Consider the following 21,122-nt stretch of genomic DNA (forward strand, 5'->3'; position numbering starts at 1 on the left):
GTATCGATGACTCGGGTGACGGTAGATGCCAAGGGTATGGCAACGCCCCTCGATGAAGATCTCGTCACTGCGAACGCGTCGCCGTGGTCGAGACCTGCAATGGCTATTGGATATTCTTGCAATCAGACGTCGGGCACATATGGGGTCACTCCCCGCGCTCTGCAATAGCCCAACGCCGAAAGCTCCCGCCAAATAGGCCTGGCGCAAAACCTTGGCAGTTTAGCATCCGCACTCAGCAGGCTTGGCCAATGCGCAGGCGGGCCCGTACAAGCCCGGGACAGGACTACACTGAGCCCATGCTCCCGCCCAGCCGCCCTCGCTACCTTGGCCCCCACTTTCGGCAGTCAGCCCAAGGCGGCCAGGTACCCGATCCGCTGCCCATCGCCAAGGCTCTGGCCCAGCACGAAGGTCTGGCCCGGCTAGGCGCACTGCTGCAAGCATCGAATCGCCGCATGGCAGTGGTGCAGCCCGCACTGCCGGGTGCGCTGGTGCGCTTCGTCAAACCCGGCCCCGTCGATGAAGAGGGATGGACCCTGCTGGCGGCCAACGCGGCCGTCGCGGCCAAGTTGCGGCATCTTCAGCCGAGACTGGAAGACATGCTGATGGAGGCCGGGCTGGTGCCGAGCAAGGTGCGGGTCAAGGTTCAAAGTCAGGGCGGCTGAGTTTCGCAAACGGCGCCCGCCCCACGCCGATTTACACCAGCACACCTTGAGGCGTGCCGCGCGCGGCCATGAAAAAACCCGCGCTCCTTGCGGAGGGCGGGTTTTAAAGTTGCCCGATGGCAGCTTGTGTTGTGCGTGTGGTGCCGACTGTCGGATTCGAACTGACGACCTACCGCTTACAAGGCGGTTGCTCTACCAACTGAGCTAAGCCGGCACAAGCCCATGATTATAGGGTAAAAATTTGACCCCAAATCAATATTGGCGCTTTGACTTCAATTTAAATCTATTTCACGCGCTTCAGAGCTGGTCGGCCGGCCCCAGGGCCTGGGCCATCGGGCTCATCATCGGGCGAACCCGATGATGAAGCCTCGGGAGCTGTCGATTCAGCGTCGGCTTCCGTAGCAACCGGATTGGGCGCCAGGCGCAAGCCACGCACCGGCTTCGCCGGCACGGCCGCATCCGGAGTCGCAGCAATCGACGCTTCCAAGGCGGGCGAAGCAGCTGCCGAGGCAGGCGCCGCCGTCAGAGCCGCAGCCCCTCCACCATCCACTTCAGGCGGCGGGAAGGCCATGCCCTGCCCGTTTTCACGCGCGTAAATCGCCACAACATGATCGACCGGCACGATGATCTCGCGCGCCGAGCCGCCAAAGCGAGCCTTGAACTGGATGAACTCATTGCCCAGATCAAGACTGCTCGTCGCCTCGAAGCCGACGTTCAACACGATCTCATTGTTGCTGACGTACTCCATCGGCACCTGCACAAAGCGATCGACATGCACTGCGATGTAAGGCGTGAAGCCGTTGTCGGTGCACCAATCGTGCAAGGCGCGGATGAGATAGGGGCGCGTGGACGTGCTGGGCGTTGCTGCCGTGCCGTCCACATTGCTTCCCTTGCCCTTGCTTTGATCCATGAATGGCCCTCGCTGTCGAGTTACTTGCGCATGACCTTTTCGGACGGCGTCAGCGCCTCGATATAGGCCGGACGCGAGAAGATGCGCTCAGCGTACTTCAGCAGCGGCAAGGCATTCTTGGACATGTCGATGCCGTAGTAATCCAGACGCCACAGCAGCGGCGCAATGGCCACGTCCAGCATCGAGAAGTCGTCACCCAGCATGTACTTGTTCTTCAAGAAGATGGGGGCGAGTTGTGTCAGGCGGTCGCGGATCTGGGCGCGAGCCTTTTCCAGCTGCTTGTCAGCAGCCTTGACGGTCTGGCTACGGCCTTCGAGGACGTTGACGTGAGCGAACAGCTCCTTCTCGAAATTGAGCAGGAACAGGCGCACGCGGGCGCGAGCGACCGGGTCGCCGGGCATCAACTGAGGATGCGGGAAACGCTCGTCGATGTACTCATTGATGATGTGCGACTCATACAAGATCAGGTCGCGCTCCACCAGGATGGGCACTTCGTTGTACGGGTTCATCAAGGCGATGTCTTCGGGCTTGGCGAACAGGTCGACATCGCGGATTTCGAAGTCCATCCCCTTTTCGAACAGCACGAAGCGGCAGCGATGCGAGTAAGGGCAGGTGGTTCCAGAATAAAGCACCATCATGGCGGCAGGCTCCCGAGGGTCAGGTCAAAAAAACATGCGGTCCGATCAATGGATCCGCACAAATGGCAAACGCAGTGGGCGCTCAAAAGAGCGATCCACTGCGCCTTGTGGCCCGTCACCGGCACAAAATGCCAGCTCGAGGCTACGGGCTTACTTCACATCTTTCCAGTACGAGGCATTCAGACGCCAAGCAAACAGCGTCAGCACCGACAGGAACAAGAGCACCAGCACGCCCAGCTGGAAACGTTGGGCTTGGGCAGGCTCGCCCATCCACTGCAGATAAGCCACCAAGTCGCCGACCGCATTGTCGTACTGACGCGCATCCAGCTGGCCTGGCGTCAACTGCTCATAGCCCTTGAAGACATGGACTTTCTTGGCAGGGTCATGAGGATCAGCCGCTTCTTCGAACTTAGCGGCGCGCTGGCCTTGCAATTCCCACAGCACATGCGGCATGGCCACGCTGGGGAAGGCCATATTGTTCCAGCCGGTGGCCTTGGTGTCGTCGCGGTAATAGCTGCGCAGATAGGTGTAGAGGTAGTCTGCACCAGAACCCTTGGCGCCATCAGCGCGCGAACGCGCGATCACGGTCAGGTCGGGCGGCGTGGCACCAAACCAGTCCTTGGCCTGCTTGGCGTCCATCGAGATCTTCATCTGATCGCCCACCTTATCGGCGGCGAACATCAGATTACCCTTGATCTGCGCTTCGGTCAGACCGAGGTCGCGCAGGCGGTTGTAGCGGTTGTAGGCGGCCGAGTGGCAGTTCAGGCAGTAGTTGACGAACAACTTGGCGCCATTCTGCAGGGCAGCCATATCCTGCATCTTCTCTTTGGGGAACTTGTCCCACTCGATGCCACCCGCAGCAGCATTGGCGCCGGTTTGCACGCCAAGGCTGAGCAGCAGCGAGGTCAGCAGCGTAGCGATGAGTTTCTTCATTCTTTGGACTCCGTTGCTTGTCTGATCAGTGGGGGTGGAAGGTCACGCGGTCAGGCACCTGCTTGAAGGTACCCAGCTTGCTCCACCAAGGCATCAACAGGAAGAAGCCAAAGTAGAACACCGTGCCAATCTGCGCCACCAGCGTGCCCAGGTCGGTAGGCGGCTGAATGCCCAGGTAGCCCAGCACCAGGAAGAACACCACGAAGACAGCGTAGGCATAAGAATGCCAGCCCGGACGATAGCGGATCGACTTGACCGGGCTGTGATCCAGCCAAGGCAAGAAGAACAGAATCACAACCGCGCCGCCCATCACCACCACGCCCCAGAACTTGGCGTCGAAGGTCTTCAGCAGGGCCACGGCCACCACGGCCACGACCAAGGTTGCCAACTTGCCCTTGGCGGAGAAGCTGCCCTTCAACACTGCCAGCACCGCGCTCAGGCCAACGATGCCTGCCAGCACATTGACCATGGGGTCGGTGGTGGCACGCAGCATCGAATAGAAGGGCGTGAAGTACCAAACCGGCGCAATGTGCAGCGGCGTCTTCAGCGGGTCAGCGGGGATGAAGTTGTTGTACTCCAGGAAGTAGCCACCCAACTCCGGCGCGAAGAAGATGATGCCGGTGAACACCATCAGGAACAGGCAGACGCCGTAGATGTCATGCACCGAGTAGTAGGGGTGGAAAGGCACGCCGTCCAGCGGGTGACCGTTCGCATCCTTGGGCGCATTCGGGCCCTTGATCTCGACGCCATCCGGGTTGTTCGAGCCCACTTCGTGCAGCGCAATGATGTGCGCCACCACCAAGCCCAGCAGCACCAGCGGCACAGCAATGACGTGGAAGCTGAAGAAGCGATTCAGCGTGGCATCACCCACCACAAAGTCACCGCGAATCAGCAGAGCCAAGTCCGGGCCAACGAAAGGCACGGCGGCAAACAGATTCACGATCACCTGTGCGCCCCAGTAGGACATCTGGCCCCAGGGCAGCAAGTAGCCCATGAAAGCCTCGGCCATCAGGCACAAGAAGATGCCGCAGCCGAAGATCCACACCAACTCGCGCGGCTTACGGTAAGAACCGTAAAGCAGACCACGGAACATATGCAGATACACCACCACGAAGAAGGCGGAGGCGCCGGTGGAGTGCATATAGCGAATCAACCAACCCCAGGGCACTTCACGCATGATGTACTCGACCGAGGCGAACGCCAGGGCCGCATCAGGCTTGTAATGCATCACCAGGAAAATACCGGTAACGATCTGGATCACCAGCACCAGCAGGGCGAGTGAGCCGAAGATATACCACCAGTTGAAGTTCTTCGGAGCGTAGTACTCCGACATATGCTCTTTGAAGAGCTGGGTGGCCGGGAAGCGGTTGTCCACCCATGTCATGAACTGCTCGCCCTTGCTTGCGCCGGCGGGAGCTACTTTGAATTCAGCCATATTGACCTCTGTCCTAAAACCTTGGTTCAGCCATTTTTAAAAAGGCCGCTGGGCATCAAGCCTTCTTGTCTTCACCAATCAAGAGCTTGGCGTCGGACAGATACATATGCGGCGGCACCTCGAGGTTGTCGGGGGCGGGCTTGTTCTTGAAGACGCGGCCGGCCAAGTCAAAGGTCGAACCGTGGCAAGGGCAGAGGAAGCCGCCATGCCAGTCGTCCGGCAAGGAGGGCTGAGGGCCGGCCTGGAACTTATCGCTCGGCGAGCAACCCAGGTGCGAGCAAATGCCCACCACGACCAGGAACTCGGGCTTGATCGAACGCGCGGCGTTCTTGGCGTAGTCCGGCGTCGGGTAAGCGGTACGGGACGAGTTCGGGTCGGCCAACTCGCCGTCGAACTTGGACAGTGCCGCCAACTGCTCTGGCGTGCGGCGCACGATCCAGACCGGCTTGCCGCGCCATTCGACGGTTAGCTTTTCGCCCGGCTTGATGCCGCTGATGTCCACCTCCACCGGCGCACCGGCGGCCTTGGCGCGCTCGGAAGGCGCGAAGGTGCTGACGAAAGGTACGGCGGTGGCTACACCGCCAACGGCGCCGGCGCAACTTGTGGCGATGAGCCATGTGCGCTTGCCGTGGTCCACTTGCTGGTCACTCATGAGGATCCTCAAACGAGACTTCTGATCGGGGGCAACCCGAGATTCTAACGGACTGCGTGAGCACCGAGCCGGTGCAACGCACGCAGGCTGGTATTCGCACCACAGTATCGGCGTTTTACCCCTGCTACTTACAGCAAAACGGGACAGATGATGCGCGAAGGGCACGCTCACTTGCCTTACATTTCACAGCCAACACAGGTATGCCATCAATAAGGAGCTTCAGGAATGAGTTTTCTCAAGGAATTCAAAGAGTTTGCCGTCAAAGGCAATGTAGTTGACCTGGCGGTCGGCGTGATCATCGGCGGCGCCTTCGGCAAGATCGTCGATTCGATCGTCAAAGACCTGATCATGCCCGTCGTCGGCAAGGTCGTCGGCGGCCTGGATTTCTCCAATTACTTCGTGATGCTCTCCAACCCGCCCGCAGATTTCAAGGGCCCCATGACCTACGAAGCCCTCACCAAGGCCGGCGTACCGTTGTTTGCTTACGGCAGTTTCCTGACCATCTTGCTCAACTTCTTGATTCTGGCTTTCATCATTTTCCTGATGATCAAGCAGATCAACCGCCTCAAGCGCGAAGAGCCGGCCGCACCCACTGAAGCACCGGCCACACCGGAAGATGTGATCTTGCTGCGCGAAATCCGCGACGCCCTCAAGCGCTAAGCCAGCCCAGAGCTGCCCTGCCCGCGGCCGGGCAGCCCCATGTAAGCGCACAAGATGCGCAGCTTTTGGCAAGGCTGCCGCTCACGAAGACTCGGCTTGCGCCGATCATGGTGAATTCACAGCGATACTTGCGTCCAAAGTTTGTAGTGCTACCACTACATTTCGCAATGCCGCATCCATGATTTCCACCGATTCCCGCCTCAACCCTCACCTGGAAACCGCCCTCCAGCGGGTGCGCACGGCCGTTGAACAAGCAGCCGAACGTTGCGCGGAAGGGCTAGGCATGTCGGCCTTATCGGCCGGCAAGGTCAAGCGCCGCGATGAGTTGCTCGACGCGCAGCTCTTGTTCCGCAAACAGCAGGCGCAGTTCGCGCAGATCTTTTCGCAAAAGCTGCGCGAGCAAATGCGCAGCAGCCAGACCGAACGCGCGGCCGAGACGGCGCCACGCGGCTGGACCGAGCTGTCGCTGATGGACGACGACCAGGTCGACGCCTTGGTGGTGGGCGACCGCGTCGGTCTGGCCATTGGCCACCAGAGCGAGTGGGAGCTGCGCGAGGTGGAGTCTTATGTCGCCGGCATGCAGCTGGGCGAGCGCCACCCGCTGCGCCCCGAGGCCATCGGCCAAGCTCTGTTGAGCGCGGTACACCAACTCAGCGACGAGGCCGAGCCGCGTCAGATCCTGATCGATGAATTGACCCGCGCACTGGCGCTGGAGATGCGCGCGTGCTACGCCGATATTGCCGAACTGTTCCGCAGCCGTGGCCTGCGCCCGCAAGATCTGCGCGTGCGCAGCTCCGCGGATTCGCCAGGGGGCGGCAATACCGGCTTTAGCCGCGCCCAAACCCTGCAGTCGAATGCCGGCGCGCTGGAACATGGCCAGGCCATGTCGACCCATGCAGGCCACTTCAATAGCCAATTCGGCGGGCAGATTGGCAGCCAAATTGGTGGAAGTTCCGGCGCAAGCTCCGGCGGCTACCCGAGTGGGTATGGCGCTGGCATGAGTGGTTCCGGCAGCTACGGTGGACAGACCGGCGGCCAGATGGGCAATCTAGACCCGCAACTGATGAATCTGCTGCGGCGCCTGGCCCAAATGGCCAGCCCTGCACCGATGGACTCCAGCCATGCGGAATGGTCGGCCAGCATGCCCATGGGAGATGCCGGCGGCTCGGCACAAGCAGCTGCCAGCCCCGACTGGCATGACGATTTCATGGCCACCACCCGGCCCAACGTCCTGCCGACCAATCTGATTCAACAGCACCGGGAAGAGCTGCGCCAGGCCGCCACGGGTCGACTGGATCACATGGTCATTGATGTGGTCAGCAGCCTGTTCGATCAGGTGCTGTCTGATCCCAAGGTGCCGCCGCAAATGGCGCGGCTGCTGGCCCGGCTGCAGCTGCCGGTGCTGCGCGCAGCGCTTGGCGACCCCAGCTTCTTCTCGCAGCGCCGCCACCCGGTGCGCCTCTTCGTCAACCGCATGGCCTCGCTGTCTTGCGCCTTTGATGACTTTAGCGAAGACCCAGGCAAGGCCTTCCTGGGTCATGTGCGGGAGCTGGTGGACGAGCTCGTCAGCGGCGACTTCGAGCACATGGCTGTTTACGAGGCCAAGCTCTCGGCGCTGGAAGCTTTCATCGAAGCCCAGATCAGCGCCGGCCTGCAATCGCAAGGCCAGCTGACGGATCAGCTGGCACGGCGCGAGGTCGACCTGCATCTGCAGCAGCGTTACGCCCAGCAGCTCGGCAACGCCTTGCAGCCGGTAACGATGCCGGAGTTTCTGCGCGACTTCCTGGCCCAGACCTGGAGCCAAGCCATCGTCCGCGCGGCGCGTGATTTGCAAGGCGCGCCAGAGCGCGTGTCACGCTTTCAAAAGCTGGCACGTGACTTGGTCGTCAGCGTCCAACCCAAGGGCCGCACCGAGCAACGCCAAGTCTTTCTGGGTCAGTTGCCCGGCCTGATGGCCACGCTGGGCGAAGGCCTGGACCTGATCGCCTGCCCGGAAGCAACCCGCAAGCAGTTTTACGGCGCGCTTTTGCCGGCCCATGCCGAATCACTGAAAGGCCAAGCGCCCAGCCCGCTCGAAGCCAATCTGCTGCTCAAGCAGTTAGACCATATCTTTACTGCGCCCCTGCCGGACGAGCAGACCTTGGGCCAAACGCTGGACAGCAGCCTGCCGCCCGACCTGGACCTGACCCAAGGCCTCAGCGCGGACGAAGCCAAGAGCATGGGCCTGCTGACCGAAGTCAATCTCGACTGGAGTGGCGAGCTTGACATCGACCTGAGCGCCGAGCCCTCCTTGCTGGCCGTGGACATCAGCATCGACGGCCTGCCCGCTGCCGTGGAAGCGCCCGAGCCCAGCGAGGGCGAGCTGCTGGTGGAGCATCTGCACGTCGGCTTCTCCTACCAGATGCACAGCGAAGGGCATTGGCAGAAAGTGCGGCTGGCCCATGTCAGCGCAGGGCGCAGCTTTTTCATCTTCACCCACGGCGCCAAGCACCAGCAGACGGTCACCATGACTGCGCGCATGCTCAAGCGCCTGTGCGAGTCCGGCCGCCTGCGCGCCTTTGAGAATGCCTATCTGCTGGAACGCGCGATGGCGCGCACCCGCAAGCAGTTGGCCGAAATAGGTGCCAAAGCTTAATTGACCGCCAAACGGCGTGCCATGCGAATGGCCGCTTGCAAGCTGGCCGGGTCAGCCCGACCAGAACCAGCGATGTCAAAAGCCGTGCCGTGATCCGGGCTGGTGCGCACAAAGGGCAGGCCCAATGTGACGTTGACGCCCTGCTCCACCCCCAGGTATTTCACCGGGATCAGGCCGTGGTCATGGGTCATGGCCACCACGAGATCGAACTCACCGGGATGCGCGTCCGTGTGGCGAGCCCGCATGAACACCGTGTCGGGCGCAAAGGGCCCGCTGGCGGCGATGCCCTCGGCCTGCGCCTGGCGAATGGCGGGCATGATGTGCAACTGCTCTTCATCGCCAAACAAACCGCCCTCCCCGGCATGCGGATTCAAACCCGCCACCGCGATACGCGGCTTAGCGATGCCAAAGCGCTGCAAAGCCTGATGGCTGATGCGCAGGGTTTGCAGCACCGATTCCTGCGTGATCAGGTCGATGGCGCGGCGCAGCGAGCAATGAATGGTGACCAGCACCGTGCGCAGCTCCTCATTGGCCAGCATCATGCGGACCGGCGGCAGCGCTCCGCCTTGCGCGGCCAAGGCCTGCAGCATCTCGGTGTGACCGGGAAATGTCACACCGGCCGCGTGCAAGGCCTCTTTGTGAATAGGCGCCGTCACAAGACCCGCCGCCTCACCCGCCTGAATGCTGGCCACGGCCGCCGTGATGCAGGCCGCCGCAGCCGCGCCGGCACGGGCATCCACCTTCCCCAGCGCCAAATCGGCCAAACCAGAAGCAATACCTGGCACCTGGAATACCGGCAGACAGTTCGGCGGCACAGTCTCACCGACACGGCTGACTTGCACCACCGGCAGGCTCAGGCCGCACTGGCGCAACGCGCGGCGCATCACCGCCACATCGCCCATCACAAGGCAGTCCGGCGCCAGTCCGGCCGCAAAAGTCTTGGCGATGATTTCGGGGCCGATGCCGCTGGGGTCGCCCTGGCTGATCAAAAAGAGTGGGCTCATGCTGGATTGGCGATGTCGATGAATTGCTGACGAATGCCGAACTCGGCCGCCAATTGCTGGGCCACGGCTTGCACCCCGTAGCGCTCGGTGGCGTGATGGCCGGCGGCGATGAAGGCCACGCCGGTTTCGGCCGCGTAATGTGCTTGCGGCTCGGAGATTTCGCCGGTCACGAACACATCCGCGCCGGCAGCAATGGCCGCCTCGAAATAGCCTTGCGCCCCGCCGGTGCACCAGGCCACGCGACGCAGCGCACGGCCATCCCCCGGCGCCAGCACCGGGGTGCGGCCCAGCGTGCTGCCGATCTGCGCAGCCAGCTCGGTCAGGCTGCAGGCCTGCGTCAAGCTGCCCAGCCAGCCCAAGTCCTGCTCGCCAAAACGGCTCTCGCCCTGCCAGCCCAGCAGCCGCCCAAGTTGCGCGTTATTGCCCAGTTCGGCATGCGCGTCCAGCGGCAGGTGGTAGGCGTAAAGATTGATGTCATGCGCCAGCAAGCGTGCCAGGCGCTGCTTCATCCAGCCGGTGACGCGGCCGTCTTGACCGCGCCAGAACAGGCCGTGGTGGACCAGGATGGCATCGGCCTTGGCGGCAATGGCCGCCTCGATCAGGCCCAAGCTGGCCGTGACCCCACAGACCAGCGTCCCAATCTGCTCCCGGCCCTCAACCTGCAGACCGTTCGGCCCATAATCCTTAAAGCGAGCGACGTCCAGCAATTGGCCGAGATGGCGTTCGAGATCGTTTCGATGAGTCATAGGGGAAGGATTCGGGGTGCGCAGACTGTGGTTGATTTTCGCTCAGGTCACGACCGTGGCGCTGGCCATTGTGTTCGTTGTGAGCACGCTCAAACCCACCTGGCTGCAAAAAGGCCAGGGGGCAATTGCGCCCACCATTGTGCTGGGCGGCAGCGGCGCAGCATCTGGCGGACCTGCCGGCGCGGCCCTCAGCGCGGCTGAAGCCAGCAGCTCCTCCCGCTCCGGCTACAGCCTGGCGGCCAAACGGGCCGCGCCCACGGTGGTCAGCATCGTCGCCAGCAAGGCACCGGCGCGCGACTCTGAGATGGATGAACGCTGGCACCGATTTCACTTCGGCCAGCGCGGCCCGGGCGGGCGCAAGGATCCGTCTGGCGAGCGGGCGCAGACCGGCCTGGGTTCCGGCGTGATCGTCTCGGCGCAAGGCTACTTGCTGACCAATAGCCATGTGGTGGAAGGCGCCTCCGACATCGAAGTACTGCTGACCGACGGCCGCCAGGCCAAAGCCACCCTGGTCGGCACCGACCCCGAGACCGATATCGCCGTGCTCAAGATCGAGCTCGACCACCTGCCGGTGATTCAGTTTGGGCACGCCGAAACCCTGCAGGTGGGCGATGTGGTGCTGGCCATCGGCAACCCCTTCAATGTGGGTCAGACCGTCACCTCCGGCATCGTCAGCGCCCTGGGCCGCGATCAGCTGGGCATCAACACCTTTGAGAACTTCATCCAAACCGACGCGGCCATCAACCCCGGTAACTCGGGTGGCGCCCTGGTCGATGTGGACGGCAATCTGGTGGGCATCAACACCGCCATCTACTCGCGCAGCGGCGGCAGTCTGGGCATCGGCTTCGCCATCCCCATCAGCACCGCCGCCCAGGTGATGGAAAGCCTGATGCGCGAGGGCCAGGTGGCACGCGGCTGGATCGGGGTGCAGACCCGCGAGCTGACGCCCGAGTTCATCGAAGCCTTCAAAGTGCCGGTCAAAGAAGGCGTGCTGATCAGCGGCGTGCTGGCCAATGCGCCCGCCGCCAAAGCCGGTGTGAAGCCCGGCGATGTGATCACGCAGATCGGTAGCACCGCCGTCCACACGCCGGCGCAGCTGCTGCTGGCGGTCTCGGCCGTGCCGCCCAAAACCGCCACCACCGTCACCCTGTTGCGGGGCGAGAAGGAATTGGCGATCGAATTGACCGTGGCACAGCGACCCAAGCCCAAGCAATAAGCTCAGCTCGCTGAGCCAAGAAAAAAGCCCGCACTTGGCGGGCCTTTCCATTTCAATTCACGCTTGTCGCGCTGAACGTTCGACGCTCAAACGCGGCTCAATTGCTGCTCACTTCTTGGCCGCTTCGCCCGCCAGCGCATCCTCATCATCTGGCGCCTTGGAGAAGCGAATGAAGTAGGACGCGGCGATGACGCCGAACTCGTACAAGATGCACATGGGAATAGCCAGCGCCAGCATGGACACGGCATCGGGCGGCGTGATGATGGCTGCAATCACAAACGCGCCGACGATGAAGTAGCCGCGATATTCGCGCAGCTGCGCCACCGAGATCAGGCCCATGCGTGCCGCCACCACCACCACCACCGGCACCTCAAAAGCGGCGCCGAAGGCAATGAACATGGACATCACAAAGCTCAGATAAGCCTCGATATCAGGCGCGGCAATGATGCTCTTGGGTGCAAAGCCCTGGATGAACTTGAACACCTGGCCGAACACGAAGAAGTAGCAAAAGGCCACGCCGACGAAGAACAGCACGGTGCTAGACACCACCAGCGGCATCACCAGGCGCTTCTCATGCGAATACAGGCCCGGCGCCACAAAGGCCCAGACCTGATACAGCACCACCGGCAGCGCCAGCATGAAGGCCGCCAACAAGGTGATCTTGAGCGGCACCATGAATGGCGAGATCACGCTGGTGGCGATCATGGTCGAGCCCTTGGGCAGATGCGCCACCAAGGGCGCTGCCATCAGGTCGTACAACTGAGCGGGGCCGGGGTAGAAGGCCAAGATGCCGAACACCACCGCCACGGCGATGGTGGCGCGCACCAGACGGTCGCGCAATTCGATCAGGTGAGAGACAAAAGGCTGTTCGGTGCCGGCGAGTTCATCCTCGGGCTTGGGGGCATCACTCATGGGCTGGCTTGGTCAGAAATTCTGGCTGTTGTGCGTGCTGATGCTACGGTGGCCGGCCGGACGGAACCGGGCCACGCGGGCGGCCGCTGATTGCACATGGGTGCGCACCTGGGCTTGCCGCTTGTACCACTGCGGGGTGGCGCCGCGTTTCACGCGCCAGTTCTTTTTCGGGTGCTTGTAGCTCGGGCTCAGCGGGCCGCCTTCATAAGCATGAAAGCTGCTGCTGTCGCCCAGGCCGGAGGTGGCGTCGGACCAAGTTTGTTCAAACACCTGGCTGGCCGAGTTGACCTCCTGCTGGACCGAGGCGCCGATGTCGCGGGCGGCTTCTTCGACGCCCTTCTTCATCTTCTGCAACTCTTCCAGCTCCATCGAGCGATTCACCTCGGCCTTGACCTCCGACACATAGCGCTGCGCCTTGCCCAGCAAATGGCCCACGGTGCGGGCCACGCGCGGCAGGCGCTCGGGGCCCAGCACGATAAGCGCCACGGCGCCGATCAGGGCAATCTTGTCAAAGCCAAAGTCAATCATGGCAAGCGCTCAGGCCAGTCGTCATCAAGACTTGGTCTTGGCTTCGACGTCGACGGTATTGGCGTCGGTGGCCTTTTGGCTGGCGGTGACTTGCTGGGCCGGTGCGTCAGCGCTGCCATCCTTCATGCCGTCCTTGAAACCCTTGACTGCCGAACCCAGGTCATTGCCCATGTTCTTCAGTTTCTTGGTACCAAACACCAGCACAACGATCAGCAGCACGATGAGCCAGTGCCAAATGCTGAATGAACCCATGATTTTTTCTCCTACGAAAGATTGCTTGATTCTAGTTGGCGCCTGTGACGGCAATCTTGCCGTCGGCGCCGCTGGGGCTGAATTCAGCCCAAAAGCTGCTTGAGCCTGCTCAAGGCTTAGCCGTTTTACGGTTTTGCCGCTCTAGCGCTCAGCCCTTGAGCCAGGGCCGCGGGCCGCCCATCGCGTGCATATGCAGGTGATAAACCTCTTGCCCGCCATCCGGCCCGGTGTTGATCACGGTGCGGAAGCCGTTCGTCACGCCCAGCTCGCGCATCAGCTTGGGCGCCAACACGCTCATCTTGCCCAGCAAGGCGGCATGTTCGTCAGTCAACTCAACCATGCTGGCAATGTGCAGCTTGGGGATGATGAGCACATGCACCGGCGCCCAAGGGTGGATGTCGTGGAAGGCCAGCAGCTCGCTGTCTTCATAAACCTTGCGGCTGGGGATCTGCCCGGCAATGATTTTGCAGAACAGGCAATTGGGATCGTGGGACATGCTTAGAAACCTCGAACTCAGGAAATGGCGCGGCCGGCATTCATCGCACTCCAGCCCACCACGATGCGGTAGAGGAACCAGAGCGAAATCAAGCCCCAGGCAATCCAGCCCGGCAGCACAAACAAGAACCACAGCGGCACGGTGATCAAGTACAGCACACCCGCCCAGGTCACGCTGCGCAAACGCCAGCTGATGTGCGAGGCCTGCCAACTACCGGCGGCCTCATCACGCTTGACCAGATCCAGAATCACCGCGAACACCAGCAGCAAAACGCTGGGCTGAAAGGCTGGAATCACCGCGCCCACCGCCACCACTGCATGCAGCAAATAGCTGATCATGCCGGCCGTGCGCAGGCTTTGCTCACGCTGCGGATCCAGCAGCACGGTGTCGGCAAGTTGCTCAGTCATTCGGTTCTTCCTCCACGGTTTTGCTACGCGCGGCAAACTCCTGCAAGCCCGACAAGCCCTCGCGCCGCGCCAACTCGGCCAGCACCTGTTCGGGCTTGAGGCCGAAATGCGCCAGCGCAATCATGGAGTGGAACCAGAGGTCCGCCACCTCGTAGACGATCTTGGCGGGCTCGCCATCCTTGGCGGCCATCACCGTCTCACATGCCTCTTCGCCGACCTTTTTCAAGATCGAGTCCAGGCCTTTGTCAAACAATTTGGCCACATAGCTGGTGGCCGGGTCACCGCCATTGGCGGGCTTGCGCGACTCGATCACGGCGGCCACGCGGGCCAGGATATCGGCGTTGTTCAAAGGGCTTGCGCTCATTTGCTGTAAATCTGTTTTGGGTCTTTGAGCACCGGCTCGGTGGCGACCCAGGCGCCGGCGTCGAGGCGTTGATAAAAACAGCTGTGGCGGCCGGTGTGGCAGGCAATTCCAGGTCCACCGGGCTCATGGCCTTGCTGGGTGATGCGCATCAAAAGCACATCGTTGTCGCAGTCCATACGCAGCTCATGCACTTTTTGCACATGGCCCGACTCCTCGCCCTTGTGCCACAGACGCTGGCGCGAACGGCTCCAATACACCGCCTCACCGAGCTCGATGGTGCGCTGCAAAGCCTCGCGATTCATCCAGGCAAACATCAGCACATCGCCGCTGCTTTGCTCTTGCGCGATCACCGGCACCAGGCCGTCGGCATCCCATTTAACTTCGTCCAGACAATTCATCGCGACAGTGTAAGTGGCGCCTGTAAAGCCCCGCTCGGCGGCGAACCAATCCAGCACGGGGATGGTGCCCGGCAGCACCGGCTGCACCTGGACCGGCAGGGTCTGCCAGGCCATGGCCTGCTGCTCACGCATCTCAAACTCACCCGTCCACTCGTAGACCTTGCAAAAATGCAGACGCACCCGCGCATGTTCGTAGTCCATCACCAGCTCTTGCCAGGGGTGGGCCGCGCCAATCGTGATGCCCAACTCTTCGTGCAACTCACGGGCCAGGGCTTGCGCCACGGTTTCGCCTTGCTCCAGCTTGCCGCCAGGAAACTCCCAGTAGCCGGCGTAGACCTTGCCGAGCGGGCGCGAGGTGAGCAAAAAGCGCCCTTCCTGGCCCTGCGCGTCGCGCTCCACCAGCACGCCCACGGCGACATCCACAATCGGGCGCTCAGACATGGTCCAGGCCCTCAGGTGGGCGCACATCGGCAATCGGCACAGCTTGCACTTCCAGCGCGCCTCGACCTGCCAAGTCGCGCGCAAATTGATAAGCCACCCGGCCCGAGCGCGAACCACGCTCCAGCGCCCACACCAGGGCGGGTTGGCGGGCGGCGCTGATCAGCGCCTCATCCATGCCAAAGCTGCGCAGCCATTGCCCGGTGATGGCCAGATACTCGTCCTGGCTGAAGGGGTAAAAACTCAGCCACAGGCCAAAGCGCTCGGACAGGGAAATCTTCTCCTCCACCGCCTCGCCGGGATGCACCTCGCCGTCTTCGGTGTGCTTGTAGCCCAGGTTGTCGCGCATCTGCTCGGGCAAGAGGTGGCGGCGATTGCTGGTGGCGTAGATCAGCAAGTTGTCGGTGGCGGCGGCCACCGAGCCGTCGAGGATGGATTTCAAGGCCTTGTAGCCCGGCTCGCCCTCGTCAAAGCTGAGGTCGTCGCAAAAGATCACAAAGCGCTCGGGCCGCTCGGCCACCAGCTCGATCAGATCGGGCAATTCCACCAAATCGGCTTTATCGATCTCGATCAGGCGCAGGCCGCGGTCCGAAAACTCATTCAACACCGCCTTGATCAGCGAGCTCTTGCCCGTGCCGCGCGCACCGGTCAGCAGCACATTATTGGCCGGGCGGCCGGCCACGAATTGCTCGGTGTTTTGCAGCAGGCGCAGCTTTTGCGGCTCCACTTCGCGCAGATCCGCCAAGCGAATGCCGGCCACATGACGCACCGGCTCCAGCACACAGCGGCCCGCCGCGCCGCCACGGCGGCGGTAGCGAAAAGCCACCGAGGCCGACCAATCGGGCGCCGCCACCGCCCCCGGAAGCAAGGCCTCAACACGGGCCAAAAGGCCTTCGGCACGGGACAGGAAATTTTGCAGGGAATCGGCCATGGGCAGCGTCGGTCAGTGAGCAGGCGAGTAGGCAAAAAAGTGAATAGCGACGTCCTCGGGGCGGCGCCAAACAAGGCAGCCCGCAGTGTAGCGGCCGCCTGTGCACAGGCCCCGAGCTTGAGCTTCAAGGTGAGCGCCGCGCCATGGTCCGATCCGCTCAGGGCGGCCGTTTCCGGGTCATGACCGGGTCACGGCCCCGGTCCATCCTGCCGACCTGAAATCCATCTCGAAAGGTTACCGCCATGCGCCCCACCACTGTTCGCACCTACGCCCTTCGCACCCTCAGCGCCGCCCTCGCCGCCCTGCTGTTCGCCAACGCCCACGCCGCCACCACGCTGAACGGCGACGGCAGCTGGGCCGGCTTCAATGTGGACGCCAATCTGCCGCCCTACAGCTTTGCCTGGGTGGACGACGAGGCCGCCACGCTGAGTTTCAGCGTTACCGTGCCGGCCGGCTTTGTGGGCCGATTGACGGTGGTGGATCTGGGGATCTCGGGCGACCAGTTCCGCGTCATGGACGGCGCCGCCTGGCTGGGTGACACCGGCACGGCTGTCAACGGCGATGTGGCCGGCGCCCTCCAGTTCAGCGCCGAGCAAGCCCTGGCCGACAGCGCCTTCAGCCGCGGCATCTTCACCCTGGCCGCTGGCACGCACACCATCAGCGGGCTGATGATCAAGTCCACCAGCTTCATCGACCCAGCCAACGGCAACAGCCTCAGCACCGACGCCAGCATCGGCGCCCTGAACCTGACGCTGTCCCCCGTGCCAGAACCCAGCAAAAGCGCCAGCCTGTTGGCCGGCTTAGGCATGTTGGTTTGGGCGCTGCGCCGCAACAGCTTGCGCCACGGCTAAAGCTCGCATCACCTCGCGTCGCCACCCCTCGCCACCCAAACCTCCTACCGATCATGCACAAACATTTCCGCCCCCTGCTGCCCGCCCTTGCCCTGGCCCTGTCGGCCGCCTTCGGTGCCGGCGTCAGCCACGCTGCGGCCATCGCGCCCATCAAGGTCAAGATCGTCGGCTTCAACGACTATCACGGCACGCTGGAGTCCCCCGGCACCTTCGGCGCCAACACCTCGGTGCCCAGCGCCTCGCGTCCGGCCGTGGGCGGCGCCGAGTATCTGGCGGCCTATGTGGCGCAGATGCGGGCCAGCAACCCCAACACGGTGGTGGTGGGCGGTGGTGACTTCATCGGCGCCTCGCCGCTGATCTCGGCGCTGTTTTATGACGAGCCGGCGGTGGAAACGCTCAACAAGATCGGGGTGGATTTCAGCGCCGTCGGCAACCATGAGTTCGACAAGGGCAAGGACGAGCTGCGCCGCCTGCAAATGGGCGGCTGCAAGCTGGTGGGCGGCGTGCCGGATGCCAATAGCTGCAAGGGCTTTGGCTCCTCGGCGCCCGGCACCTTTGACGGCGCCAAGTTCAAATGGCTGTCGGCCAATGTGATCGAAACCGCCACCGGCCGCCCCCTGCTGCCGGCCTATGGCGTGAAGAGCTTCAACGGCGTCAAGGTCGCCTTCATCGGCATGACGCTCAAGGGCACGCCCGGCATCGTCACGCCCACCGGCGTGGCCGGTCTGAGCTTCCAGGACGAGGCCGACACGGTCAACGCCCTGGTGCCCAAGCTGCGCGCCCAAGGCATTGAAGCCATCGTGGTGCTGGTGCACCAGGGTGGCTTCCAGAATGCCGCGGTGGCCGGCGGCTTCAACAACAGCGATATCAATGGCTGCCTGAACAATCTGAACAATAGCGACGGCAGCACCAGCGACATCGGCAAGATCGTGGCCCGCCTGGACAATGCGGTGGACTTGGTCGTTAGCGCCCACACCCACGCCGCCTACAACTGCTCCAAAAACAGCAAGGACAACGGCAGCGTCGCCCGCAGCGCCGGCCTGCCCAACAAGGCCGGCCGCCTGGTGCCCGTCACCAGCGCCAGCGCCTTTGGCCGCGTGCTGACCGAGATCGACCTGCAGATTGACCCTATCAGCCGCGATGTGATCGACGTCAGCCCCCTCAACCGCTTGGTGGACCGCACGAATGCCAGCGTCACCGCCGCCATCGCCGCCAACCCCGAAGTGAAGAACGTGGTGGCAGCCTACAAGGGCGCGGCCTCGCCGCTGGCCAACCAGGTGATCGCCGTCATCACCGCCGGCATGACAAATGCGGCCAATGCGGCCGGCGAAATGGAAGCCGGTGACCTGATCGCCGACGCTCAGCTGCAAGCCACCCAGCCTGCCGCCCTGGGCGGCGCCAGCGTCGCCTTCATGAACGCAGGCGGCGTGCGCAGCCCCGGCTTTGTGAAGCCCGCCGCCGCCAGCTATCCCTATGCCCTGAGCTATGCCGATGCCTTCACGGCCCAGCCCTTCGGCAACAGCCTGGTGACGATGACGCTGACGGCCCAGCAGATCAAGGACGTGCTGGAGCAGCAATTCGTTGGCTGCAAGGGCCAGAGCACGCAGCGCATCATGCAGGTCTCCAACGGCCTGCGCTATTCCTGGAGCGCCAGCGCCCCGGCCTGCGCCAAGATCGTCAATGTGACGCTGACGCCTACCGATGTGAGCGTCTATCCGCCGCAAGTCAGCGGCCCGACCGACAACCTGGTCATCAACGGTGTGGTGCAAAACCCGGGCAAGACTTACCGCGTCACGGTCAATAACTTCATGGCCACCGGCGGCGACGGCTTCACAACCTTCATCAGCGGCGCCAATGTGCTGGGCGGCGCGCAAGACATCGATGCCTTGGTGGCCTACCTGTCCGGCTACAAAGCGCCCGCCGCGCCTTACAACCCCAGCAGCGCTGTGTTGAGCAAGCCGCGCATCAGCCAACTGCCCTGAGCCAGGCTGGCCTTGCCTCCGTCATGCCTCCACTGCCTCAAGTGAAAGCCGCCACGCTCAACAGGCGCAGCGCCGCTGCCCGACTCCTCAGTCTGGCAGCGGCCTTTTCCTGCGCGGCCCAGCCCCTGCGGTTGGCCGCGCATGAACACGCCAGTGACGCCCATGCTCCCCGCTCACCCCTGCAGGCCGAACGCCTGGCCTTGCTGCAGGCCGCCCGCCTGGCGCTGAACCAAGGCCAAGCCCAGCAGGCTCTGCAGTTGCTGGAACGTGCGGCCCTGATGAGCCATGACGCCGATACCGAGATGCTGATGGTGCTGGCCATGCTGCAGGCCGGCGAGTTCCGCAACGCCCTGAACTTCGCATCGCACACCGCCGGCGCGCACAAGGACGAGCCCGAAGCGCTGGCGCTTTACGCCTGGCTGCAAGCCCTCAGCGGCCAGGCCGCTTACGCCGCTCGCATCATTGACGCCGGCTTGCAGCGCCTGCCGCAAGAAGCCCATCTGCGCGCCCTGCAGCCGCTGATCCAGCAACTGCTGGACGGCAGCTGGACCGATACCGCCACGCCCCGGCCGGGCCCAGCGGCTTTCGGCGCTGCACTGCCCCAGCAAGCCCTGGCACTGGGCAGCGGCCTGCTCTTGAACGAAGGGCGGCAAGCCTTGATCGCCTTGCCGGATGCCGGCCGGGCCTGGGCGAACGGGCGCCCGCTCTGGCTACGCAATGGTCTGGGACAGACGCAGACGGCTCAGCTGAGCCGCGGCGCTAGCAATTCGTCGGCCGACAGCGCCCTGGCCACCTTAGGCCTGAGTCTGCTGAACCTGGACACACCGCTGACGCCGCCGGCCGGCCTGCCGCCCCTGAGCTGCGCCGCGCGCGATGCCTTTGCCGGCAGCCCGGTCGCGGCGCTGGTCTATCTGCCAGATTCGGGAACCGGCACGGCCTGGCCGGCCATGCAGCTGGGCTTTGTGGGGCGCCTCGGCCTCGTACCCGGTCAGCCGGGCCTGGACATCGCCCTGCCTGCGCAAGTCAGCGCCGGGCCCGTGTTTGATCAAGCCGGGCGTTGGATCGGCTTTGCGCAGCGCGGCGGGCATGGCGTCCAACAGCAGGCGGCAAGCCTGCTGCCGCTCAGTGCTTTGAATGCAGCCTTGGCGCCCATGCTGGATACGCCGCCGGTCCAGGCGCAAACGCTGCCGCTCTCAGCCGATAGGCTTTACGAACAATGCCTACCGCTGAGCGTGCAGGCCTTCGGCGCGGCCAGTTGAAATTTGAGTTCAGGCCACCAGCAGCTTGAGCGAATACTCCAGTTGCTCGGTCGGCATGCGCTTGAAGCCTGAGCGGGCATAACGCTGCAATCGGCCGACAACAAAGCTCAGCAGCACGGAGGCATGGGCATTGGCCTCGACCGTGGGCGTGGCCGAGCCGCGGGCCTCAGCGGCACTGCGCAAGACCTGGCGCAGGCTGGATTCGATGCGATCGAAAAACTGATTCATGCGCGCGACCAAACGCTCGTTCTCGTAGACCAGGGCGTCGCCCACCATGACCCGGGTCATGCCGGGATTGCGTTCGCCGAACTGCAAGAGCACGGCCACAATTTTTTGCGCCTGCTGCTGGCCGGAAGCATCGCGCTCGATGATTTGATTCACCAGCGTGAAGATGCTGGTCTCGATGAACTCCAGCAAGCCCTCGAACATCTGCGCCTTGCTGGCGAAATGACGGTAAAGCGCGGCCTCGCTGACCGACAGCTTGGCGGCCAATGCGGCAGTGGTGATGCGGTCGGCACCGGGTGCTTCCAGCATGCTGGCCAGGGTCTGCAGGATCTGCACGCGGCGCTCGCCGGGCTTGGGGCGTTTGCGGGCAGCGGGCGCCTCGGCGGCAGGCGCCGCGGCTACCGAGCCAGTGACCTCGTCCTCAAGCACGGCGGACTCGGGCGCGGTCAGTTCGGGCGGGGAGGCAGGCATCGGCGTAGTCGCTTGTCATGGGTTGGCGTGGGTTGCGGCGATTCTGGCACAGCCAGATGACGGCGCTTGTGCGGGTCTACGAGTGGCCCGCCCCAATCAAGCACAGCAGGTGCTTGG

General features: G+C 63.3%; 23 protein-coding genes, 1 tRNA gene and 1 pseudogene. 7 read left to right on the forward strand and 18 right to left on the reverse strand.

Translation table 11 applies throughout. The features are described 5' to 3' along the window. The first annotated feature begins 296 nt into the window (after positions 1-296). Entirely contained in the window at positions 297-662 is a 366-nt protein-coding gene (locus tag AT984_RS13795) for a hypothetical protein (RefSeq protein ID WP_231741424.1), read from the forward strand. Between the two features lie 138 nt (positions 663-800). Here AT984_RS13795 and AT984_RS13800 read toward each other — a convergent pair. The 6 genes from AT984_RS13800 to petA form a co-directional block, all read right to left on the reverse strand. After that, positions 801-876 (reverse strand) — tRNA-Thr (locus AT984_RS13800). A gap of 69 nt (positions 877-945) precedes the next feature. After that, complete coding sequence (locus AT984_RS13805; RefSeq protein WP_058720582.1) at positions 946-1,572, reverse strand: ClpXP protease specificity-enhancing factor; 627 nt, start codon at positions 1,570-1,572, stop codon at positions 946-948. Between the two features lie 20 nt (positions 1,573-1,592). Next, positions 1,593-2,210: a glutathione S-transferase N-terminal domain-containing protein gene (locus AT984_RS13810; protein ID WP_058720583.1), complete on the reverse strand. Its 618-nt coding sequence runs from the start codon at positions 2,208-2,210 to the stop codon at positions 1,593-1,595. A gap of 150 nt (positions 2,211-2,360) precedes the next feature. Further along, positions 2,361-3,143: a cytochrome c1 gene (locus tag AT984_RS13815; RefSeq protein ID WP_058720584.1), complete on the reverse strand. Its 783-nt coding sequence runs from the start codon at positions 3,141-3,143 to the stop codon at positions 2,361-2,363. Between the two features lie 25 nt (positions 3,144-3,168). After that, positions 3,169-4,578, reverse strand: a complete 1,410-nt coding sequence (locus AT984_RS13820) for a cytochrome b (RefSeq protein ID WP_058720585.1) — start codon at positions 4,576-4,578, stop codon at positions 3,169-3,171. A 55-nt stretch (positions 4,579-4,633) separates the two neighbouring features. Continuing rightward, a complete protein-coding gene (gene petA / locus AT984_RS13825) occupies positions 4,634-5,230 on the reverse strand; it encodes a ubiquinol-cytochrome c reductase iron-sulfur subunit (protein WP_058720586.1) in 597 nt (198 codons plus the stop codon). Between the two features lie 225 nt (positions 5,231-5,455). On the opposite strand from petA, the gene mscL reads away from it, so the two are divergent. After that, a complete protein-coding gene (gene mscL / locus AT984_RS13830; RefSeq protein WP_058720587.1) occupies positions 5,456-5,890 on the forward strand; it encodes a large conductance mechanosensitive channel protein MscL in 435 nt (144 codons plus the stop codon). A gap of 178 nt (positions 5,891-6,068) precedes the next feature. Further along, complete coding sequence (locus AT984_RS13835; protein ID WP_058720588.1) at positions 6,069-8,525, forward strand: DUF1631 family protein; 2,457 nt, start codon at positions 6,069-6,071, stop codon at positions 8,523-8,525. Here AT984_RS13835 and pdxA read toward each other — a convergent pair. Continuing rightward, the gene (gene pdxA / locus AT984_RS13840; protein ID WP_058720589.1) at positions 8,522-9,529 is read right to left on the reverse strand and encodes a 4-hydroxythreonine-4-phosphate dehydrogenase PdxA; all 1,008 of its coding nucleotides are present in this window, start codon (positions 9,527-9,529) and stop codon (positions 8,522-8,524) included. The genes AT984_RS13835 and pdxA overlap by 4 nt on opposite strands. Continuing rightward, positions 9,526-10,275, reverse strand: a complete 750-nt coding sequence (locus tag AT984_RS13845; RefSeq protein ID WP_058720590.1) for a Nif3-like dinuclear metal center hexameric protein — start codon at positions 10,273-10,275, stop codon at positions 9,526-9,528. Before AT984_RS13845 ends, pdxA begins: the two co-directional genes overlap by 4 nt. 16 nt (positions 10,276-10,291) lie before the next feature. On the opposite strand from AT984_RS13845, the gene AT984_RS13850 reads away from it, so the two are divergent. Then, positions 10,292-11,491 carry a S1C family serine protease gene (locus AT984_RS13850; RefSeq protein WP_082680027.1) on the forward strand — a complete coding sequence of 400 codons (1,200 nt, stop codon included), beginning with the start codon at positions 10,292-10,294 and terminating at the stop codon, positions 11,489-11,491. 108 nt (positions 11,492-11,599) lie between these two features. On the opposite strand, the gene tatC is transcribed toward AT984_RS13850, so the two are convergent. The 9 genes and pseudogenes from tatC to AT984_RS13895 form a co-directional block, all read right to left on the reverse strand. Beyond that, positions 11,600-12,403, reverse strand: a complete 804-nt coding sequence (tatC, locus tag AT984_RS13855) for a twin-arginine translocase subunit TatC (protein WP_058720592.1) — start codon at positions 12,401-12,403, stop codon at positions 11,600-11,602. A 12-nt stretch (positions 12,404-12,415) separates the two neighbouring features. Continuing rightward, a complete protein-coding gene (gene tatB / locus AT984_RS13860) occupies positions 12,416-12,931 on the reverse strand; it encodes a Sec-independent protein translocase protein TatB (RefSeq protein ID WP_058720593.1) in 516 nt (171 codons plus the stop codon). Between the two features lie 24 nt (positions 12,932-12,955). Further along, positions 12,956-13,183, reverse strand: coding sequence for a Sec-independent protein translocase subunit TatA (tatA, locus tag AT984_RS13865; RefSeq protein ID WP_058720594.1), 228 nt, complete (start codon positions 13,181-13,183; stop codon positions 12,956-12,958). Positions 13,184-13,331: 148 nt separating this feature from the next. Then, entirely contained in the window at positions 13,332-13,679 is a 348-nt protein-coding gene (locus AT984_RS13870) for a histidine triad nucleotide-binding protein (RefSeq protein WP_058720595.1), read from the reverse strand. A gap of 17 nt (positions 13,680-13,696) precedes the next feature. Beyond that, entirely contained in the window at positions 13,697-14,086 is a 390-nt protein-coding gene (locus AT984_RS13875; protein ID WP_058720596.1) for a DUF4870 family protein, read from the reverse strand. Further along, on the reverse strand, positions 14,079-14,450 hold the full coding sequence (locus AT984_RS13880; RefSeq protein ID WP_058720597.1) for a phosphoribosyl-ATP diphosphatase: 372 nt from the start codon (positions 14,448-14,450) through the stop codon (positions 14,079-14,081). The genes AT984_RS13875 and AT984_RS13880 overlap by 8 nt, the downstream gene beginning before the upstream one ends. Beyond that, on the reverse strand, positions 14,447-14,848 hold the full coding sequence (gene hisI / locus AT984_RS23275; RefSeq protein WP_058722328.1) for a phosphoribosyl-AMP cyclohydrolase: 402 nt from the start codon (positions 14,846-14,848) through the stop codon (positions 14,447-14,449). The genes AT984_RS13880 and hisI overlap by 4 nt, the downstream gene beginning before the upstream one ends. A gap of 6 nt (positions 14,849-14,854) precedes the next feature. Then, positions 14,855-15,316, reverse strand: a pseudogene (locus AT984_RS23280) (NUDIX domain-containing protein); the annotation flags it as partial. Further along, positions 15,282-16,217 (reverse strand): ATP-binding protein, encoded by a 936-nt coding sequence (locus AT984_RS13895; RefSeq protein ID WP_058720598.1) that lies wholly within the window; start codon positions 16,215-16,217, stop codon positions 15,282-15,284. The pseudogene AT984_RS23280 and the gene AT984_RS13895, both read right to left, overlap by 35 nt. A 242-nt stretch (positions 16,218-16,459) precedes the next feature. On the opposite strand from AT984_RS13895, the gene AT984_RS13900 reads away from it, so the two are divergent. Genes AT984_RS13900 through AT984_RS13910 form a run of 3 tightly spaced genes read left to right on the forward strand, consistent with a single transcriptional unit; the run spans position 16,460 to position 20,309 of the window. After that, the gene (locus AT984_RS13900) at positions 16,460-17,068 is read left to right on the forward strand and encodes a hypothetical protein (protein WP_058720599.1); all 609 of its coding nucleotides are present in this window, start codon (positions 16,460-16,462) and stop codon (positions 17,066-17,068) included. A 53-nt stretch (positions 17,069-17,121) separates the two neighbouring features. Continuing rightward, positions 17,122-19,050: a bifunctional metallophosphatase/5'-nucleotidase gene (locus AT984_RS13905; protein ID WP_058720600.1), complete on the forward strand. Its 1,929-nt coding sequence runs from the start codon at positions 17,122-17,124 to the stop codon at positions 19,048-19,050. A gap of 23 nt (positions 19,051-19,073) precedes the next feature. After that, a complete protein-coding gene (locus AT984_RS13910) occupies positions 19,074-20,309 on the forward strand; it encodes a hypothetical protein (protein ID WP_156422036.1) in 1,236 nt (411 codons plus the stop codon). A gap of 9 nt (positions 20,310-20,318) precedes the next feature. On the opposite strand, the gene slmA is transcribed toward AT984_RS13910, so the two are convergent. Then, positions 20,319-21,005 carry a nucleoid occlusion factor SlmA gene (gene slmA, locus AT984_RS13915; protein WP_082680028.1) on the reverse strand — a complete coding sequence of 229 codons (687 nt, stop codon included), beginning with the start codon at positions 21,003-21,005 and terminating at the stop codon, positions 20,319-20,321. Positions 21,006-21,122 lie beyond the last annotated feature (117 nt).

It is taken from the genome of Paucibacter sp. KCTC 42545, assembly GCF_001477625.1.
Lineage (GTDB): Bacteria > Pseudomonadota > Gammaproteobacteria > Burkholderiales > Burkholderiaceae_C > Paucibacter_A.

Bases quoted from the DNA above. Each gene is read 5' to 3' on its own strand.
- pdxA (WP_058720589.1), bottom strand. From the start codon at position 9,529: ATGAGCCCACTCTTTTTGATCAGCCAGGGCGACCCCAGCGGCATCGGC.
- AT984_RS13805 (WP_058720582.1), bottom strand. From the start codon at position 1,572: ATGGATCAAAGCAAGGGCAAGGGAAGCAATGTGGACGGCACGGCAGCA.
- AT984_RS13835 (WP_058720588.1), top strand. From the start codon at position 6,069: ATGATTTCCACCGATTCCCGCCTCAACCCTCACCTGGAAACCGCCCTC.
- AT984_RS13875 (WP_058720596.1), bottom strand. From the start codon at position 14,086: ATGACTGAGCAACTTGCCGACACCGTGCTGCTGGATCCGCAGCGTGAG.
- tatC (WP_058720592.1), bottom strand. From the start codon at position 12,403: ATGAGTGATGCCCCCAAGCCCGAGGATGAACTCGCCGGCACCGAACAG.
- AT984_RS13820 (WP_058720585.1), bottom strand. From the start codon at position 4,578: ATGGCTGAATTCAAAGTAGCTCCCGCCGGCGCAAGCAAGGGCGAGCAG.
- AT984_RS13810 (WP_058720583.1), bottom strand. From the start codon at position 2,210: ATGATGGTGCTTTATTCTGGAACCACCTGCCCTTACTCGCATCGCTGC.
- petA (WP_058720586.1), bottom strand. From the start codon at position 5,230: ATGAGTGACCAGCAAGTGGACCACGGCAAGCGCACATGGCTCATCGCC.
- AT984_RS13815 (WP_058720584.1), bottom strand. From the start codon at position 3,143: ATGAAGAAACTCATCGCTACGCTGCTGACCTCGCTGCTGCTCAGCCTT.
- AT984_RS13905 (WP_058720600.1), top strand. From the start codon at position 17,122: ATGCACAAACATTTCCGCCCCCTGCTGCCCGCCCTTGCCCTGGCCCTG.
- mscL (WP_058720587.1), top strand. From the start codon at position 5,456: ATGAGTTTTCTCAAGGAATTCAAAGAGTTTGCCGTCAAAGGCAATGTA.
- AT984_RS13880 (WP_058720597.1), bottom strand. From the start codon at position 14,450: ATGAGCGCAAGCCCTTTGAACAACGCCGATATCCTGGCCCGCGTGGCC.
- AT984_RS13910 (WP_156422036.1), top strand. From the start codon at position 19,074: ATGCCTCCACTGCCTCAAGTGAAAGCCGCCACGCTCAACAGGCGCAGC.
- tatB (WP_058720593.1), bottom strand. From the start codon at position 12,931: ATGATTGACTTTGGCTTTGACAAGATTGCCCTGATCGGCGCCGTGGCG.
- AT984_RS13870 (WP_058720595.1), bottom strand. From the start codon at position 13,679: ATGTCCCACGATCCCAATTGCCTGTTCTGCAAAATCATTGCCGGGCAG.
- AT984_RS13795 (WP_231741424.1), top strand. From the start codon at position 297: ATGCTCCCGCCCAGCCGCCCTCGCTACCTTGGCCCCCACTTTCGGCAG.
- hisI (WP_058722328.1), bottom strand. From the start codon at position 14,848: ATGAATTGTCTGGACGAAGTTAAATGGGATGCCGACGGCCTGGTGCCG.
- tatA (WP_058720594.1), bottom strand. From the start codon at position 13,183: ATGGGTTCATTCAGCATTTGGCACTGGCTCATCGTGCTGCTGATCGTT.
- AT984_RS13845 (WP_058720590.1), bottom strand. From the start codon at position 10,275: ATGACTCATCGAAACGATCTCGAACGCCATCTCGGCCAATTGCTGGAC.
- AT984_RS13895 (WP_058720598.1), bottom strand. From the start codon at position 16,217: ATGGCCGATTCCCTGCAAAATTTCCTGTCCCGTGCCGAAGGCCTTTTG.
- AT984_RS13900 (WP_058720599.1), top strand. From the start codon at position 16,460: ATGCGCCCCACCACTGTTCGCACCTACGCCCTTCGCACCCTCAGCGCC.
- slmA (WP_082680028.1), bottom strand. From the start codon at position 21,005: ATGCCTGCCTCCCCGCCCGAACTGACCGCGCCCGAGTCCGCCGTGCTT.